This is a genomic window from Bradyrhizobium sp. CCBAU 051011 (assembly GCF_009930815.1).
Classification (GTDB): domain Bacteria; phylum Pseudomonadota; class Alphaproteobacteria; order Rhizobiales; family Xanthobacteraceae; genus Bradyrhizobium.
This window is the reverse complement of the sequence record NZ_CP022222.1, coordinates 4,287,274-4,305,056: the sequence shown is the minus strand read 5'-3', so window position 1 is coordinate 4,305,056 and position 17,783 is coordinate 4,287,274. Positions and strand designations below refer to the sequence as shown.

Sequence of the window (17,783 nt, the reverse complement as noted above, 5' to 3'; positions counted from 1 at the left end):
TACAACGAGGAGTAGTCACGCCTAGGCGGCTAACGAGAGTCAACTCAGAAGTTGGGAAAGCCACTGCGAAATTAACGCAACTTACGCCCGCCCCGGCCGCATGGCTGAATGTCCGTCCGGCGCTGGCGTCATGTGGCGAAGCTGATAACAATTCCTCCGCTCACATCGGCTTCAGAATTGGGAATCGGAAGATGGATAACCGCAGCACTATCTGGCGTGGCGTCGACACCATCAAGCCGCGCTTTGTCGCCCTGAGCGACCGGGTCTGGGCGATGCCAGAAGTCTGCTACACCGAAGCGCGCTCTTCCGCCGAGCATCTCACCGAACTGCGCCATCAGGGTTTCCGCATCACCGAGAACGTCGCCGGCATTCCCACCGCCCTGATGGGCGAATGGGGCGAAGGCGGACCGGTGATCGCCTTCCTTGGCGAATATGATGCCCTGCCCGGCCTCAGCCAGGAGGCGGGCGTGGCCGAGCCGCGGCCGATCGAGGCCGGCGGCCACGGCCATGGCTGCGGCCACAACCTGCTCGGCTCGGCCGCGCTGCTGGCCGCAACCGCAGTGAAGGATTGGCTCGCCGAGCACAAGGTGCCGGGGCGCGTCCGCTATTACGGCTGCCCCGCGGAGGAAGGCGGCGCCGCCAAGACCTTCATGGTGCGCTCCGGCGCTTTCGACGATGCCGACATCGCGATCACCTGGCATCCTTCCAGCTTCTGGGAAGTCGTGGTGACGCCTTCGCTCGCCAACACCCGCGCCGATTTCATCTTCACCGGCCGTACCTCGCATGCCGCGGCCTCGCCGGATCTCGGTCGCAGCGCGCTCGATGCCGTCGAGTTGATGAATGTCGGCGTCAACTACATGCGCGAGCACATGCCGAGCGACGCCCGTGTGCATTACGCCCTGCTCGATACCGGCGGCATCGCCCCCAATGTGGTGCAGGCCCATGCCCGCGTGCGCTATTCGATCCGCGCCCGCGACCTGCCTGGCATGACCGAGCTGGTGGAGCGCGTCCACAAGATCGCGCAGGGCGCAGCGCTGATGACAGAAACCAAGATGGAGATGAAGATCATTTCCGCCGTCTCCAACCTGTTGCCGAACACCCCGCTCGAAGCGGCGCTGCACAACATCATGGAAGAACTCGGCCCGCCGCATTTCGACGACGCCGACAAGGGATTTGCGCAACAGATCCGATCGACGCTGACTGAAAAGGACATCGCCAGCGTCTATTATGCGATCGGCATGGATCCGACCGACCGGCCGCTGGCCGATTTCATCGTACCGCTGGACGCCAGGCGCAATCCGTTGATCGGCTCGACCGACGTCGGCGATGTAAGCTGGGTCGTGCCGACGGTTCAGGTTCACGCTCCGACGGTCGCGATCGGCACCCCGTTCCACACCTGGCAGGTGGTAGCACAGGGCAAGAGCCCACACGCCCACAAGGCCATGGTGCAGGCCGCCAAGGCCATGGCGGGGCTCGGCGTCAGGGCGCTGACGGAACCGGAGCTGATTGCCGCCGCCCAGGCCGATCTAAAGAAGCGCACCGCCCGCACCCCTTACGTCAATCCGCTGCCGGATAGCGTCGCGCCGCCGCTGGACATGTCGCTGACCTGACCGGCTCCGGCCGGTCTAGCGAACAAATTTTTTGCAGTGCAGGGCGCGATTTCGCGCGGTTTTGACGCGCCCTGGCTGCCGGATTGCCAAAGCGATGTGCGACGCAGCGTGTTTCTGCCCAAGCAGAAATCATTTGCCGCTTCCATGCTGCCAATTGTTGACAGCCGGGCGTTGACCTCCGAAGCATTTGATGAGCCTTTTACCGGCGAACCATTTGGCGCCGCCGCCTCCGGCGCGCCTCAACCACAAGAACCAGACGGGGACAACGATGCTGGACACCGAACTGCGCACCATGATCGACGAGGTAAAGGACGGCCACATGGACCGCCGCGGCTTCGTTCAGCGTATGCTGGCTTTCGGTCTCACCGCGCCCATGGCCACGCAGATTCTGGCGATCGGTGGCGTCGCCATGGCCGAGGGTCCCTCCGTCTACAAGCCGACCAAGCGCGGCGGCGGCGGCGCACTGAAACTGCTGTGGTGGCAGGGACCGACCCTGCTCAATCCGCATTTCGCCACCGGCACCAAGGACCAGGACGGCTCGCGCCTGTTCTATGAGCCGCTCGCCTGCTGGGATCCCGACGGCAACATGAAGCTGGTCCTGGCCGCAGAGATTCCCTCGCTGGAGAATGGCGGCCTGTCGGCCGACGGCATGTCGGTGACCTGGAAGCTCAAGCCCGGCGTCAAATGGCACGACGGCAAACCCTTCACCGCCGATGACGTCGTCTTCAACTGGGAATATGCCCGCGATCCTGCCACCGCCACCGTGACCATCGGCATTCACCGCGACATCACCGTCGAGAAGGTCGACGACCTCACCGTCCGCATCCTCTTCAAGAAGCCGACGCCATTCTGGGCCGACGCCTTTGTCGGCGCCCCCGGCAGCATCATCCCGAAACATCTGTTTGCGGAATACAAAGGCGCGAAGTCGCGCGAGGCCCCGAACAACCTGTCGCCGGTCGGCACCGGCCCCTACAAATTCGTCGAGTTCAAGCCGGGCGATGTGATCCGCGGCGAGCTCAATCCCGACTACCACATGCCGAACCGCCCGCACTTCGACACCATCGAGATGAAGGGCGGCGGCGATGCCGTCTCGGCGGCGCGCGCCGTCATCCAGTCCGGCGAGTATGATTTCGGCTGGAATATCCAGGTCGAAGACGACGTGCTGCTGCGCCTGGAAAAGGGCGGCAAGGGCAAGACCGTCTATGCGGTCGGCGGCGACACCGAATTCATTGCGCTGAACTTCACCGATCCTAATACCGAGGTCGACGGCGAGCGGTCCTCGATGAAGACCAAGCACCCGCTATTCTCCGATCCGGCGGTGCGCAAGGCGCTCTCGATGCTGGTCGATCGCGAGGCCGTCAAGAAAGTCATCTACGGCCGCGCCGGACGCGTCACGCCCAATTTCCTCAACGGCCCGGAAAAATTCGTCTCCAAGAACACGAGCTGGGAATTCAGCATCGAAAAGGCGGCCAAGCTGCTGGAGGACGCCGGCTGGAAAGCGGGCGCTGACGGTATCCGCGAGAAGGACGGCAAGAAGCTGAAGCTGTTGTACCAGACCGCGATCAACGGCCCGCGCCAGAAGACCCAGGCCATCGTCAAGCAGGCCTGCCAGAAGGCCGGCATCGACGTCGAGCTGAAATCGGTGGTCGCCTCGGTGTTCTTCTCCTCCGACGTCGCCAATCCCGACACCTACGCCAAATTCTACGCCGACCTCGAGATGTTCCAGATCCCGATGAGTCAGCCGGATCCGGCCCAGCACATGCGCCGCTATCATTCGCGCAACGTCGCCACCAAGGAGAACAAGTGGCAGGGCGTGAACTTCCCGCGCTGGGTCAACAAGGAATATGACGACACCGTCGACGCCGCCGAGTCCGAGACCGATCTGGTCAAGCGGGCTGCGCTCTACATCAAGGCCAACGACATCATGATGCAGGATATCGTTTTCATCCCGGTGATGCATCGCCTGAAGGTGGAGGCCTGCGCCAACGCACTGCGTCCGGTGGTCAGCGGCTGGGCCAACGAAACCGACAATCTGTTTGACTGGTACCGGGAGGCGACAGGCTAATCATCGAAGGGATTGTTCCCTCATGAGTCAGTATGTCCTGCGTCGCTTGTTGATCGCCGTGCCGAGCCTGCTCGGCATTTCGCTGGTTCTCTACATTGTCCTGGCGCTTGCGCCGGGCGATCCCTTCAGTGAACTGGCAACCAACCCCAACGTACCGCCCGAAGTCGGGGCGGCGCTTCGCGCCAAGTTCGGTCTCGACGATCCGATCTACCTCCGCTACCTGCGCTGGCTCGCGGCGATGCTGCAAGGCGACTGGGGCTTTTCCTTCGTCAGCAGGATGAACGTGGACACGCTCATCCTGCAACGCCTGCCGACCACGCTTTACGTGATCGGCTCGGCGCAGATACTGGCGCTCCTGATCGCTATACCCGTCGGCGTGTACGCCGCGACCAGGCCCTATTCGATCTTCGATCAGATTGCCAACACGTTTGCCTTCATCGGCTTCTCGCTACCGACTTTCTTCACAGGGCTCCTATTCATCCTGGTCTTCTCGATCACGCTGGACTGGCTGCCCTTTGTCTATTCAAGTGACATCAAGGCGACCGGAATACGCTGGCTGTTTGAGCAGATAAAGCAGGCCATCATGCCCGTGATGGTGCTCGGCCTGTTCCAGGCGGCTTCGATGACGCGCTTCGTGCGCTCGGCCATGCTGGACGTGATCCGCCTTGACTACGTCACCACCGCCCGCGCCAAGGGCCTCGGGCAACCCAGGGTGATCGTCAAGCACGCGATGCGTAACGCGATGATCCCGGTCGTCACCCTGGTCGCGCTGCAGATGCCGGCGGTGTTCGGCGGCGCCATCGTGACCGAGCAGATCTTTCGCATTCCCGGCATCGGCTCGCTCTTGATCTCTTCCATCCTCTCCAACGACACGCCTGTCGTGATGGCCGTGACCTTCGTGTTCGCCTGTCTCGTCGTGCTGTTCAACCTGATCGCGGATATCCTCTATGGCTGGCTTGACCCTCGCATCTCCTTCCGCTGAGCGGCGGCCGGCCTGGTCGCCCTGGCGCGAGACCTGGCGGCGCTATCGCCGCCACAAGCTCGCCGTGGTCAGCGCATTCCTGCTGCTTGTCCTGATCGCGGCGGTGGTGTTCGGCCCCTTCGTCTGGCGCGTCAGCATCAATGAGATCGATTTCAGCGCGCGCCTGGAGGGCCCCTCGTTCGCCCACCCCTTCGGCACCGACGATCTCGGACAGGATATCCTCGCCCGCATGATCTACGGCGGCCGCATCTCGCTGGCCGTCGGGCTCGCGGCGATGGCGGTCGCCGTCCTCGTCGGCACGCTGATCGGGGCGCTCGCCGGCATGTCGCGCGGGGCGCTCGGGCATGCGCTGATGTGGCTCACCGATCTCTTCCTGTCGCTGCCGCAACTGCCGCTGCTGCTCCTGCTCATCTATCTGTTCCGCGACGGGCTCAAAGCCGTGTTCGGTCCCGAGGGCGGCATCTTCATCCTGATCGTGCTCGTCATCGGCGGCCTGCGCTGGATGCCGGTCGCGCGCCTGGTGCGCGCGCAGTTCCTCTCCTTGCGCGAGAAGGAATTCGTCGAAGCCGCGCGCGCGCTCGGCGCCAGCCCGTTGCGGCAGGTAGTGCGGCACATCCTGCCCAACGCCGTCGGCCCCGTGATCATCGCCGGCACCATCGACGTCGCCGCAGCGATCATCGCCGAATCGACGCTGTCGTTTCTCGGCCTCGGCTTTCCGCCGGATACCCCGACCTGGGGCCGGCTATTGTTCGACGCCAAGGATTTCCTCGACATCGGTCCGCATTGGGCGTTGTTCCCGGGCGGGGCGATCTTCGTCGCCGTCGTCGCCATCAATTTCATCGGCGACGGCATGCGCGACGCGCTCGATGCAAGGCGGGTGATCTGATGGCGCCGCTGCTCGAAATCAAGGGGCTGAAAACCCACTTCTCTACTGACGACGGCATGCTGCAGGCGGTCGACGGCGTCGACATCACGATCAACAAGGGCGAGACGCTCTGCGTGGTCGGCGAGTCCGGCTGCGGCAAGACCGTCACCGCGATGTCGATCCTGAAGCTGATCGCGATGCCGCCCGGCCGCATCGTCCAGGGCCAGATCCTGTTCGAGGGCCGCGACCTCGTGCCGCTCACGAGCCACGAGTTGGACGATATCCGCGCCAAGGATATCGGCTTCATCTTCCAGGAGCCGATGACCTCGCTCAACCCGGTGCTGACGGTCGGCGAACAGGTTGCCGAGAGCCTTCGCCGTCACGAGGGCTTGTCGAACAAGGACGCGCTCGCCCGCACCGTGGAAATGTTCAAGCTGGTGCAGATCCCGAACGCCGAGGGCCGCGTGCATGATTATCCGCACCAGTTCTCCGGCGGCATGCGCCAGCGCGTCATGATCGCGATGGCGCTGGCCTGCAAGCCCAAGCTCGTCATCGCCGACGAGCCGACTACCGCGCTCGACGTCACCATCCAGGCGCAAATCCTCGACCTCCTGCAGGACATGAAGGACCGCTTCGGCATGGCGGTAATGCTGATCACCCACGCCATGGGCGTGGTGGCGGAAACCGCGCAGCGTGTCGTCGTCATGTATGCCGGCAAGGTGGTGGAAGAGGCCGACGTTGACAGCCTGTTCGAAAATCCGCGCCATCCCTATACACAAGGCCTGATCCGCTCGATCCCGCGCATCGACCTCGACAGCAAGCACAAGACCCGGCTGGAGGCCATCGGCGGCTCGGTGCCGATCCTGATCAATCCGACCCCCGGCTGCCGCTTCGCGCCGCGCTGCCGCTACGCCTTTGATCGTTGCACCGTAGAGGAGCCGCTGCTGCGCGAGGTCGCGCCCGGTCATCGCATGGCATGTCACCTCGGCGAGAAGCAGGGAGCGATGGCATGAGCGAACCCCTGCTCCGCGTTACCGGCCTGAAGAAGCATTTTTCGGTCAAGGGCGGACTGCTGTCGCGCGAAGTCGGCCGCGTTCACGCGGTCGACGGCGTGTCCTTTGCGGTCAATCGCGGCGAAACGCTCGGCCTGGTCGGCGAGTCCGGTTGCGGCAAGTCCACCACGGCGCGCTGCGTGCTGCGCCTGGTCGAGCCCAGCGAGGGCGAGATCGTCTTTGACGGACAGGACATGCGTGGCCTCTCCGGCGGCGACCTGCGCGCCATGCGGCGTAGCATGCAGATCGTGTTCCAGGACCCCTTCGCTTCGCTCAATCCGCGCATGACGGTTGGCGCGATCCTCGGAGAAGCCTTCACCATCCACGAGCTCGCCTCCTCGGCAAGCGAGCGCGACGACCGCGTGGCGAGCCTGTTGGTCAAGGTCGGGCTGAAGGCCGAGCACATGCGGCGCTATCCGCACGAATTTTCCGGCGGCCAGCGCCAGCGCATCGTGATCGCGCGCGCGCTCGCGGTGGAGCCGAAATTCATCGTCTGCGACGAACCGGTCTCCGCGCTCGACGTCTCCATTCAGGCGCAGGTCATCAACCTGCTGGAAGATTTGCAGTCCGAGCTCAACCTTACCTACCTGTTCGTCGCCCACGATCTCTCCGTGGTGGAGCACATCTCCGACCGCGTCGCGGTGATGTATCTCGGACGCATCGTCGAGCTGGCTGATGCCAGCGAGCTCTACCGCAATCCCCGGCATCCCTATACGCAGGCGCTGCTCTCCGCCGTGCCGGTGCCGGACCCGAAGGTGAAACGCAAGCGGATCCGCCTGCAGGGCGACGTGCCGAGCCCGATGAACCCGCCGCGCGGCTGTCACTTCCACACCCGCTGCCCAATCGCCGAGCCGCGCTGCCGCGAGAGCGCGCCCGAATTGAAGCAAGGGAGCGACGGACATTTCGTCGCATGTCATCTGGCCTGACGGCGGCGCCTGAGCCGCCGCTCTCGCGCAGTCGGCGGCGTGAATGCAATCGCTGAAAATAAACGCGGCCCCGCCCCGGCAGCGGTTCAATCGCTTGTTGCCGGGGCGGGGCCGAAATCAGATGTGGGCGTTAGCGCTGAATGCCGTTTTTGCGGATCAGGTCCGATAGCTGTGACAGAAGCTCCCGAAGCCTGGCATTTTCCTCGATCAGCGCGTTGGCTTCGTCGGCCCGCTCTTCGCGGCGAAGGGCAGGCTCATCCCCGCGAAGGGCATTCTCCAGCAATGACAGTGCGTCGTCGGTCGGTTCCTCAACCCAAAATGAAGGTTCAGCGCGGCGGTCTCGCTTATTAAGCTGCGGATGGTCTACTCGCATGATTGATACTCCAATTTTAAAAAGCGGAAACGTGCCCCCAGTCACCACGTCGCGCGCGGAGAATGAGGTGAGTCGGCCGGCAAATTTGCGACTAAAATTGGAATCGTGCGGTGGCGACCCCGGCGCTAAAGCGGCGTGATTGCGGCAAGACCCGAAGCCCGCGTGCACAAAAACAACAGCCTGCGCGTGCGATTTAAAGGAATGTTGCCAATTGATAGAGCCGGTAAAGGACTTCCAGCCCGATGAGAACAAGGGCTGCGATCATCAGATAATAACCAAAATGCATGCGGAAATTGAAACCAATGCCTTTCGCGGCCTGCGCGAATTTTACGCCAAGCCGTAAACCAAACCCGATACGCGTCGGAAGGGACAAGCCTCCGGCGAACTATGCCTCGGCAATCAGAAATGAGAAGGACCTCCGCCGCCGCGGAAGTGACGCCCTGCCCGTGCCTTTGTCGCGAGCCTCTTCTTGATTCGGAGGTCTCTGTTCGACGCCAGCTTACCTGCTCACACACCGTGGAAAATCTTGATTCCCCACAGCACGATGACGATGGCCAATACCAGCGTAGCCGCCGTCAGTACACTTTCTAAGGAAGCGACTCTCATACTAACTCTCCGCTTCCCAGCCCCGCTAACGGTCTAGGCGATTCGTTGATTCGACTGCAATCGCGCGATCACAATGCTTTGAACGTTGCTTCGCGGTTGTGTTTTACAGGTCACACATCTGGGTATGGCTGCGCGTTTCGCCGCCACGACGGCGCAGCCGCGCGGCCGCGGAAGCAAGAAATGCCCGCTTCTCCCAACGTTTTCGATTGAAGAAGATCTATTCGGACTGGCTTGCCGGAATGTAGGACCCCCGAGGAACCAACGTGCTCCGCCGCTGTTCGGCGTGCGCTGCCAGACGATCGTATTCTTCCGCCACTTTAAGCAGGCGGCCCTGGTCCTTGACCGCATTCGCGGCTAACGCCCTTGTCTGTTCCGCGCGCTTGCGCCAGTGATCTGCGTTGGTCAGGAAATCCGTCATTGATACGCCCCTACGGTGGTCGCTCCCCAGCCCACCGTCGACGTCAGAAAGGACGGCGATACGTCAAAAATTTGGCCTAATCCGATCTGCCGTGTGACTCAAGCGACGCAGGCGCCATCCGGCGAGCCTTTTCGCCGTTGCCTTTCCGACGCAAATTTGCCCCGGACTCAATAAAAGCTGGGCGTCGAAAACGGCGACTGCGCCACCTTGTGATCAGGAAATTGTCATGAGTACCGAACATCTACCGCTGGGCAAACAGGTCCGCGTCAATGCATTCCGGGATATCGGCCGTCGCGATAACGTCGTGCCGCTGCGTGAGCGCAGTGCCGTGGCTCAGGCACAGGAAGCGCCGCTCCGGGGCGACGCGCTGCTCGCAGCTTTATCGCCCCTGCTCGACGAAGCCGACGGACTTCGAGGCGATCAAGCGCGGCAGCACGATACCGGCAACGTGCTGCAACTGCTCGAGGAGAACGCCCGGCTGCGAAACCTGGCGGTCAGGCTGTCGAATCTCCTCGGCGACCTTCCCGAGCGGGGTACCTGAGATCGGGACTGCCCTCTATCACGCGTAAGTCGCGGTCACGCTGCCGAACGGGCCGAAATCCGCGACAAAGGTGTCGCCCGGCTTCGGCCGCAGCATGCCGGTCAGCGTTCCCGTGCTGACAATGTGCCCCGCCTTGATGCCGACGCCGGTACGCGAGAGTTCGTTGGCGAGCCAGGTCAGCGGCACCATCGGATGATCGAGCGCTTCGCCGGCCGTGCCCTTCCGCCGCAGCGTGCCGTTGCAGCTCAACACCACTTCCTGGCCGGCGATATCGCGCGTCTTCCAATCGGGGATCGCGTCACCGCAGGCGATGATGCCGCTTCCGGCGCCATCGGCGAGGATCGCGGGCAGCGGCGGAAACGCCGCGTCGTGGACGAAGCGGCATTCGGCGAGTTCGATACCCGGATGCAGCGACGCCACTGCCTCGGTGACTTCCTCCACCGTGTACAGCTTTTCGCGCGGCGGCAAGTCGGCGCCGAGTATGGCCTGGTATTCGACTTCGGGAATCGGGCTGCAGACCTTGGCGTGTTCGACCGTAGCCGGCGACGGCACGACCGGCATCAACACCCGGCCGTAGATCGGCTGGTCCGTGCGAAGCTGACGCTGCAACCCCTCCTTCATCGCGGCGATCTTCCAGCCGACCACGTCCCAACCGAGTTCTTCCACGACCATGCCGGCGACGCGATAGGCCGTTGCGTTGTCCGGCGGCACGAGACGTTGATCCAGGCCGCTCTGCTGGCGGCCTTCACGGCGCAACGTGGCGAGCAGGCTTGCGAGTTCGCGTTGACAAGCAATGTCCACGATCTACCCCTGCACCAGCGCCGAAGCCTGGCTCATCGTGACAGGCGCATCGCCGAGCAATAGATCGATCGCTTCATTCTCCCAGCGCTGCGCCTGCAGATTGGCGGAGGAATGCTCGGCCAGGCGATGCTCGAGCACGAAGCGCGAAAGCAATAGACGCCGCGCATCGCCGCCGGCGTTGCCGAGCCGCGTGCCTTCGGATGCCAGCAGCGCAGCTGTCGTCGCGTGATAAAGTTTCCCGGCGGCGATCCGGCAGAACCGCTCGTTCTCCGGATCGGCCGCCACCTCTTCCGCAAAGCGCATGGCATCCGTCAGCGCGCCGGAAAGGCGGGTGCGGAATTGACCCGGCATTCCACTTACGTCTTCCAGGCGGCGGCTGAGATCGTCGCGCAGCGCTTCGTGACCGCGGGCCTTGCCGACCGCGCGCTGCACCGCGTCCAGCGCGTTGATGTTGCTGGTGCCTTCCCACAGCAGGCCGAGATGGGCATCGCGAATGAGCCGCGCGTTCGGCCAGTCCTCGATGTAGCCGTTGCCGCCGCGCGCCTCCATCGCGCCGGTCGCGACCGTGACATTGTCGCGGCACGCCCGGTATTTTGCGATCGGCGTCAGCAACCGCAGCACCTTGTCGGATGACGTCGCCGAATAGAGCAGCGCCGACAGCGCCTGCTCGGTCGGCACCATCAGCTTGAGCAATTGCCGTCGCATCAGGGGATGATCGATCACGGCACGCCCGAAGGCGTTGCGATGCCGCGCGGCGACCATCGCCTCGTTCAGGCAGCGCCGCATCATGCCGGCGGCGCGCGCCAGGTGCGACACCCGGCTCGAATTCACCATCACCAGCATGTGCTTGAGGCCCTGATCCAGTTCGCCGAGCTGGTAGGCGACCGCGCCCTCGAAAACGATCTCGCCGCTCGCCATGGTGCGGCTGCCGAGCTTGTCCTTCAGGCGCATGATCCGGTACGAATTCCGCCGCCCATCGGGCAGCATCTTTGGCATCAGAAACAGGCCGAGGCCGCGCCCACCGGCCACCGCACCCTCGGGCCGCGCCAGTAGCACCGCCAATTCGGCGTCGACATTGGAGCAGAACCACTTTTCGCCCCACAGCTTCCAGTCCTTGCCGTCGCGCACGGCGAGAAGTTCGCCAGCGCCGACATCGGAACCTCCGGTCTTCTCCGTCATGAACTGCGCGCACTTGAACAGGGAAGCCGGATCCTGGCTCCACATCCGATCGAGATAGCGCTGGCGCAGCTCATCGTTTCCGAAGCGGCGCACCAGTTCAGAAGAGCTGTCGGGGAGATTGACCGGGCACAGCAGGCCGAACTCGGCCTGCGCAAACAGATAGTGAAAGACGTACTTTGCGAGCGGCGGCATCGGCGATGGCCAGCCCATGATGCCGGCGCGGTTGCACATCGCGTGCATGCCGAACTTGCCGAACGCGATGCTTTCCATCTCGCGATAGGCCGGGTGATATTCGATCCACTCCTCATCGCGGCCATAGCCGTCGCGGGGATGCAGCACCGGCTGATGCCGCTCGGCCTGATCGGACAGATCATGCAGCCGGCCTCCGGCCAGTTCGCCGAGTTCCGCAAGATGCGGCGAAAGATGCGCCAGCAGCGGCGCCTCCATGTAATGCGGCAACAGGTCCCGCAGGCTCTGGTCGAGCGAGTAAAAGTTCAGCCCGCGGCAGGTCGGCGCCAATGCGCCGGAACGCCGGGCCACCGCTTCGCGGCTGGTCAGATCGACATGAATGGTCATGGACACCTCCCTCGGCTTCGCCTGCCCGGGCTGAAGTGAGGCCCGGGGCGAATGCCGGGGTATGGCCTGCTACGCATCCGTGCAAACGACTTCTTGGGTCGGCGCCTTGAGCCAGAGTCAACGCTCCCGTTTGCCGGCTGGGCCTTTTCCACTAAGCTTGCGCGATGGCGTCACGACGACTTCCTCCCTTGCATGCGGTGCGGGCGTTCGAGGCCGCCGCGCGGCATCTGTCGATCACGCGGGCGGCCGAGGAGCTGAACGTGACGGTCGGTGCCGTGAGCCGGCACGTCCGCGCGCTGGAGGCGCGCATGGGGACCGCCCTTTTCCTGCGCGGCTCGCGCGGCCTGATCCTGACCTCCGCAGGGAAAACCTTCGCTGACTCCGCCCGCGAGGCGCTGGACCGGATCGCCGACGCCGCCGACGGGCTTCGGTTGCGGCGTTTCCGGCGGTTGTCGGTCGGCGTCTACGGCTTCTTCGTCTCGCGCTTCCTGCTGCCGATCTGGCCGACACTCCATGCGGCCTATCCCGATCTGGAAGTCGACCTGCACACCAGCTCCAATCCGCTCGACCTTCTCGCCAGCCGTTACGATGCGGTGATCGCCGTTTCCGATGGGCAACCGCGTCCCGGGCTCGTCACCCACTCGTTGATGCCGATCGCGACCGTGCCGGTCTGCGCGCCGGAGTTTTTGCAGAAGGGCGCGGTGGATTTCGCCGCCGTTCCCCTCCTGCATGCGCGGCCGCGTCCGGACGATTGGCGCCGCTGGCTGGATCACGCGCAATTCACCGACGTGCCCGTACAGGGCGGCAGCAGTTTCGAAAGCCTCGGCCTGTCCATTGAAGCTGCGGCCGCCGGCATGGGCGTCGCTATTGCGATCGACGGCCTTCTCGCGCCCGATCTCGCCCGCGGCAACCTCGTCAGGGCCCATCCAACCATTCGCCCGACGCGCCGACAGTTCGTGCTCGAATACGAGCAGCGCATGGCCGACGATCCCGCAGTCACCGCTTTCGTCGCCTGGCTGAACGATACACGCGGCCAGCCCGCGCCGAAGAAGGGCGCGGCGAAGAAGCCCGCGGCGAAGACGGCGGCCGTGAAGGCGGGCGCGGAATATGCGCGTTGAGTTTTACTCAAGGCGCGTTCAGATATGTGGAGCTCAACCTGGAGTAGACGTCAGAATTCGAGCATTTCCCCGTTAGGTGGCGTACGATGGCGAACGAACGGCTGAAACTGATCTTTAAATACGATACATTTGACCCGCAGTTGACAATGCGACGAGTGGCGGAGATTCTCGTTCGTCACGGAATTGGCGCGACAGAGTTCGAATCAGACGGGCTGAAACTGAGCAGACCTCGACTGCTGTCGAAGCTAACAGGCGTGACTGACTTTGACGTCACTGGGCATGGATTCAATTTTATTTTTGCTTCCTTGCCGAGGTTTCAGCTCGATCTTCTGATTATCACGACGACCGATGGCGCCATAGTACGCTGGGATGATTGGGTTTCTGGCCTCATTGAAGGTGATCACTTCGTGATGGCCTGGGTCGTCGATATTGAATACGACCATTGGCAGAATGCTGTCGATCCTCAGCAATACGAAGTGGTCGGCAAATCGTTTGCGCATCTTCCCTTGCGGTCGAACGGAATGCCGTATCCGTTGGACCGCATGGAAATCGATACATCGCGCAATCCTGGAAGGTGGCGCTTTGGCGCCGGATACATCGAGGCAGTAGGGGCAACAATGTGGTTGGGTACGTCATTTTGGGAGCTTACGAGAGCCGACAAAAGAAAACTCGACAATCTCAAATGGTTGCAATGTTTCGAGGAAACGCAAAGCGTCACTAGGATTAAAGCAGCGGATCGTTGCTTCACGACGGGCGAAGGTGAGTTAGGCGAGCGTCAGCTGGCGCTTCGATCACTTCTGTTTCCATACCAAATACCGGATCGGCCCGGAAAGAGGCATCACCCACCTTAAACGGTCGTGCGGGATTATTACGGTTTTGGCGGATAAGCCGCCGCTTCAAACGCAGCACCAGGCGGCGGGGAGACAAGTCTTGCCACTCTCTCATGCCCGGCGTGTTCCAATGCGGCTTCCATCTGCCGAACCCGACGTAACAGCAACTCGCGAGCCATGCCGGGCGGCGCCTGACTTGCCGCCTCTCTAAAGCACTGGGCCTCTTCCGCCAGCCGCTCTTCGAAAGTCTTCTCGCGCTTGTTACGCCGTGTCTGCATCCTGGTGCTCCTCGTTGACGAGGACGATTAAAATCAACGCTGGATCATCCGTCTGTTCGGAAACGGACTCTCATCGGCCGGACTGCTTCATTCGGCAAGTTCCGGTTCCGGATCGTGCATGAAACTGGAACAGAACAGCCTCGCCGAACTACCCCGTACAACTCAGCCCCCGTAGTTCCCTCGTCTTGCCAGAACGTGATTCGTCTGGCGTGTTGGTTAAAATTGTTGAGGAGGGAACCGTGCTCAAAACTGTTCTGGTGATGGCGGCCATCACCATCATCGCGGGCATCGCGACGATCGCAATTTCCGAGCTCCTCACCCGTCGGCACCCGCAAGCCGGTCCGCCGCCGCGGCGCCGGGCGTTCTAACCCGCGCCGCAGCCGGCGACCTCGTCACTTCGCGCCGGCCTTTTCCAGGATCGCAACCATGTCGCGATAACCGCGGCTTCGCGCCAGCACGAGCGGTGTCGATCCGCTTCCGTCGGGAATATTGACGTCGGCGCCGGCCTCGACCAGCGCGCGCAAGGTCTCGGTGTGGTTCCTGCCGCCATCGCCAAGCACGATCGATTCGATCAGCGCAGTCCATTGCAGATTGTTGACGTGATCGAGCGGCGCTTTGGCGGCAATCAAAGCCCGCACGATCTCGGCGTGACCGAGATGCGCGGCCGCAATCAGCGCCGTGCCGTCATAACGGCTGGTAACGGCCTTCGGGTTGCCGCCGCCTTCGAGCGCGATCCTGAGCATCGGCACGTCGTTGGCGACCGCGGCGATGGTGACGATGTCATAGCGGTCGACCTCCAGCCTGTTCGGATCGGCGCCGAGCCGGATCAGGGCGCGCGCCGCATCGTGCTTTTTCTGATAGACCGCGACATGCAGCGGCGTGCGATGGCGCGCGTCGAGCGCCTCCTTGTTCTCGAAAGCTGCGATGCGCCTTTCGATATCGGCGACGTCGCCCCGCGCGGCGGCCGCATGCAGGCCGCCATAGGCGCGCAACTCCGCCTCGGTCGGCGCGACCTGCGCCGATGCAGGCAGGACGGTCAGGAGCGCGACAACGAGCGCGGCGAGGAAACGCATGAAAAATGACTCCGGCCACTGGCCATCGGAAAACACTTGCGCATATTGCCGAAAATAGCGCGCGTCCCGCGGAAGGGACGCGAACGTTATTTTACGGAATTATGAAAGCCGAGGGATACCTACGTATTTCCGCTTTTTCCCTTGGTGTCACGCCCCTGTGGCATAGCCATTGCATCCTTGTCAGTGACTGGGATTTCAGGGCCCAGTCTGAGACAAGATGCCGCCGGGACAATCATTTCGAGCCCGGCGGCGTTTCTTTTTGAGACGCCTCGGCAACTACCGCTGCCGGCTTCGCGACTTATCTGAAGGTTGTTCGTTACCCTTCTCGCCACGGGCGATGCCCTGTTGAGCTGCGGTCTGCGACTCCGGCTTGGGCATTCCTGCCTGTCCGCCGTGCTTGCCGCCCATGTCTTGTCGGCGTTCCAGTCGTTGTCTTTCGGCATTCGAACCTTCCTGGTTCAGCTGCCCCGTAGGACTCACGTTATGAACCACGAACGTTGTCAGGTGCGGCCCGTTCCCTTGAACAATCCCCTGAAGGAGCTGGCGCGCAACAAGCCTTCTGAGGTGATGTCCTTGTACTCCACGTCCGCGTAGAACGTCGGCTCGACCCAGGTGGCCTTCGGCTCTCTTATGGGTTTCGTGAGCTTCGACTTGGGGCTGATAACGGTATCGAGCTGCTTGCGGATTTGGCTGGAGACGGTTCGGGACCACCCCGTGCCAACCTTTCCCATGTAGCGCAGCTCCTTGCCTTCCTGCTTGCCCAGATAGAGGGCTGCTATACCCGAGGGATCTTTGACAAAGCCGACGACGGGAAATTTCTCCCTCTGGATGGTCTTGACCTTTATCCAGGCTTCACCGCGCTCCGATCTGTAGGGAGCATCGGCACGCTTGGAGATGATGCCTTCCCAATTCAGTTTCGCAGCGTGTTCGAACATCTTCTGTCCGTCACCAGTGAGGTGTTCGGAATAAAGCACCGGAAGCTCGACATCGTTCTCCCCAAGGAGATCCCGCAGCCGTTGCTTGCGCTCGATTTGCGGGAGTTTGCGGAGATCGCCATTCCGCCAGAGCAGATCGAAGGCGTAGTAGACGAGCCGGCCCTGCCTGCCCGCGGCTAGCTCTGCCTGGAGTTCGGAAAAGTTGGCGCGCCCTTCATGGACGACCACCACCTCGCCGTCGATGATGGCTTCGCCCGGTATGGCGAGCGCGCCGGCAATCTCGGTAAAGCGCTTGGTCCAATCCAGCCCGTTCCGGGTGAAGACCTTCTTCCTTCCGCGGTTGAGATGGACCTGGACGCGATAACCGTCGTACTTGATCTCGTGAAGCCACTGGTCGCCCTTGGGCGCCTTGGACTTCAACGTTGCAAGCTGGGGCTTAATGAACCCCGGCATCTGGATATTCTTGGGCAACAACGCAACTCACAAAAAAGCCTGCGGGAAAAGCAGGCATCTTCGCGCAGTTCTCAGGAATCTCGAACAATCAGGGGACGTGATCCTCGCTGCCACCACCAATGCTGCAGGGCTTATTGAGGAAGGATGCGGTTGCTTGAGCGCCTTGAGCGCCAGACCTGTTTCCGGTTTCGGGCGTCCGGGAACGTTCGTGAAGTTAACACAGAGTGGCGCTGATCTATTTGCCTGGCACCAAGAGCCTAAGCTTCGGGGCGTCGAAGCTTAGACTCCTGGAGGCCAGCCCTTCACCCACAAAGGGCCACGCCGAAATCACAGCAAGGACAGTCGTCTCTGGCTACAACAAAAGTTAACCGCAGAGGACTGCAATAAGACAGATCCGGCCACGCGCCTCGGGCGCCAATGCGTGCAGATACGCCAGCAAGCCGTCACAAATTGAGTATGACGGCAGCGAGTAACATCACCACGAGCAGGCCACTTGCGATAACAACAGCGGTAAACATTTCATCAGTCACCGCGTCTCTTTAGACGGCGCGCGAATTTTTGAGCACTGCCAATTCCGCTGGTCTGCCATTTTTTCCCGACAATGTAGTTGCACGTACTCAATTTGAGCATTGCACTCCATTCCCTCATTTGAATGCACTTATCTACACGACAGAGCCCGGAAGACCGCTAGGAACTTGAACGCCCCCTGGCGCGTTGGGCGGACAAAATCGGGGACGACCGATGAAGTTGTTGACCGAATACCTGGAGCACGCGCTCACCTTCGAGCGATTGGCCGCCGAAGAAACCAATCCGGAGCTCCGAAAGTGTTTCGAGATGCAGGCGGTCGCTTATCGGAAGCTCGTCTCCGAACGCGCGGCCAAGTATGGCCTGCCGCCACCAAGCCCGCCTCCTGTCCGTCCTCACCCGCAATCCTCTACGCAACCCCACGCTCGATTTGCTCTGCCAAAACAACCAGCCTGATTTTCCTCGATAACGAAGCCTGGTGGCATGGCCGGGTGTCAGCAAGATCTGCTGGGACGGCGTCGCCCAGCTTCAAAGATGTGCATGACAATGAATGGCGCAAAGGAATTTATGTGTAGAA

The 17,783-nt window shown here is 62.4% G+C and carries 17 protein-coding genes; 11 read left to right on the top strand and 6 right to left on the bottom strand.

Annotated elements, in window-relative coordinates:
- The first annotated feature begins 191 nt into the window (after nucleotides 1-191).
- The 6 genes from ACH79_RS20315 (at nucleotide 192) to ACH79_RS20290 (ending at nucleotide 7,500) form a co-directional block, all read left to right on the top strand.
- A complete protein-coding gene (locus ACH79_RS20315; RefSeq protein ID WP_161852573.1) occupies nucleotides 192-1,610 on the top strand; it encodes a M20 family metallopeptidase in 1,419 nt (472 codons plus the stop codon).
- A gap of 268 nt (nucleotides 1,611-1,878) precedes the next feature.
- Nucleotides 1,879-3,675: a peptide ABC transporter substrate-binding protein gene (locus ACH79_RS20310; protein WP_161856465.1), complete on the top strand. Its 1,797-nt coding sequence runs from the start codon at nucleotides 1,879-1,881 to the stop codon at nucleotides 3,673-3,675.
- Nucleotides 3,676-3,697: 22 nt separating this feature from the next.
- A complete protein-coding gene (locus ACH79_RS20305; protein WP_161852572.1) occupies nucleotides 3,698-4,657 on the top strand; it encodes an ABC transporter permease in 960 nt (319 codons plus the stop codon).
- Entirely contained in the window at nucleotides 4,623-5,543 is a 921-nt protein-coding gene (locus tag ACH79_RS20300) for an ABC transporter permease (protein WP_161852571.1), read from the top strand. The genes ACH79_RS20305 and ACH79_RS20300 overlap by 35 nt, the downstream gene beginning before the upstream one ends.
- Nucleotides 5,543-6,535, top strand: coding sequence for an ABC transporter ATP-binding protein (locus ACH79_RS20295; RefSeq protein WP_161852570.1), 993 nt, complete (start codon nucleotides 5,543-5,545; stop codon nucleotides 6,533-6,535). Before ACH79_RS20300 ends, ACH79_RS20295 begins: the two co-directional genes overlap by 1 nt.
- A complete protein-coding gene (locus tag ACH79_RS20290; protein ID WP_161852569.1) occupies nucleotides 6,532-7,500 on the top strand; it encodes an ABC transporter ATP-binding protein in 969 nt (322 codons plus the stop codon). Before ACH79_RS20295 ends, ACH79_RS20290 begins: the two co-directional genes overlap by 4 nt.
- Nucleotides 7,501-7,630: 130 nt before the next feature.
- On the opposite strand, the gene ACH79_RS20285 is transcribed toward ACH79_RS20290, so the two are convergent.
- A complete protein-coding gene (locus ACH79_RS20285; RefSeq protein WP_161852568.1) occupies nucleotides 7,631-8,125 on the bottom strand; it encodes a hypothetical protein in 495 nt (164 codons plus the stop codon).
- Between the two features lie 571 nt (nucleotides 8,126-8,696).
- Nucleotides 8,697-8,897 (bottom strand): hypothetical protein, encoded by a 201-nt coding sequence (locus ACH79_RS20280; RefSeq protein WP_161852567.1) that lies wholly within the window; start codon nucleotides 8,895-8,897, stop codon nucleotides 8,697-8,699.
- Nucleotides 8,898-9,123: 226 nt separating this feature from the next.
- On the opposite strand from ACH79_RS20280, the gene ACH79_RS20275 reads away from it, so the two are divergent.
- Nucleotides 9,124-9,438: a hypothetical protein gene (locus tag ACH79_RS20275; protein WP_161852566.1), complete on the top strand. Its 315-nt coding sequence runs from the start codon at nucleotides 9,124-9,126 to the stop codon at nucleotides 9,436-9,438.
- A gap of 18 nt (nucleotides 9,439-9,456) precedes the next feature.
- Here ACH79_RS20275 and ACH79_RS20270 read toward each other — a convergent pair whose 3' ends face one another.
- Together ACH79_RS20270 and ACH79_RS20265 are read right to left on the bottom strand one after the other, a co-directional pair.
- The gene (locus ACH79_RS20270) at nucleotides 9,457-10,239 is read right to left on the bottom strand and encodes a 2-keto-4-pentenoate hydratase (protein ID WP_161852565.1); all 783 of its coding nucleotides are present in this window, start codon (nucleotides 10,237-10,239) and stop codon (nucleotides 9,457-9,459) included.
- A 3-nt stretch (nucleotides 10,240-10,242) separates the two neighbouring features.
- Nucleotides 10,243-11,994: an acyl-CoA dehydrogenase family protein gene (locus ACH79_RS20265; protein ID WP_161852564.1), complete on the bottom strand. Its 1,752-nt coding sequence runs from the start codon at nucleotides 11,992-11,994 to the stop codon at nucleotides 10,243-10,245.
- Nucleotides 11,995-12,191: 197 nt separating this feature from the next.
- On the opposite strand from ACH79_RS20265, the gene ACH79_RS20260 reads away from it, so the two are divergent.
- The 3 genes from ACH79_RS20260 to ACH79_RS44790 all read left to right on the top strand — a co-directional run bounded on the left by ACH79_RS20260 (nucleotide 12,192) and on the right by ACH79_RS44790 (nucleotide 14,588).
- On the top strand, nucleotides 12,192-13,112 hold the full coding sequence (locus ACH79_RS20260; protein WP_246738695.1) for a LysR substrate-binding domain-containing protein: 921 nt from the start codon (nucleotides 12,192-12,194) through the stop codon (nucleotides 13,110-13,112).
- Nucleotides 13,113-13,198: 86 nt separating this feature from the next.
- Entirely contained in the window at nucleotides 13,199-13,963 is a 765-nt protein-coding gene (locus ACH79_RS20255) for a hypothetical protein (protein WP_161852562.1), read from the top strand.
- Between the two features lie 496 nt (nucleotides 13,964-14,459).
- Nucleotides 14,460-14,588 (top strand): hypothetical protein, encoded by a 129-nt coding sequence (locus ACH79_RS44790; RefSeq protein WP_256380325.1) that lies wholly within the window; start codon nucleotides 14,460-14,462, stop codon nucleotides 14,586-14,588.
- 24 nt (nucleotides 14,589-14,612) lie between these two features.
- Here the strand turns inward: ACH79_RS44790 and ACH79_RS20250 are convergent, their stop codons facing one another.
- Both ACH79_RS20250 and ligD read right to left on the bottom strand, forming a co-directional pair.
- Nucleotides 14,613-15,293 (bottom strand): ankyrin repeat domain-containing protein, encoded by a 681-nt coding sequence (locus ACH79_RS20250; protein ID WP_161852561.1) that lies wholly within the window; start codon nucleotides 15,291-15,293, stop codon nucleotides 14,613-14,615.
- Between the two features lie 500 nt (nucleotides 15,294-15,793).
- Nucleotides 15,794-16,681 (bottom strand): non-homologous end-joining DNA ligase, encoded by an 888-nt coding sequence (gene ligD, locus ACH79_RS20245; RefSeq protein WP_161852560.1) that lies wholly within the window; start codon nucleotides 16,679-16,681, stop codon nucleotides 15,794-15,796.
- A gap of 741 nt (nucleotides 16,682-17,422) precedes the next feature.
- Between ligD and ACH79_RS43040 the strand changes: the two genes are divergently transcribed.
- The gene (locus ACH79_RS43040) at nucleotides 17,423-17,662 is read left to right on the top strand and encodes a hypothetical protein (RefSeq protein WP_202639275.1); all 240 of its coding nucleotides are present in this window, start codon (nucleotides 17,423-17,425) and stop codon (nucleotides 17,660-17,662) included.
- Nucleotides 17,663-17,783 lie beyond the last annotated feature (121 nt).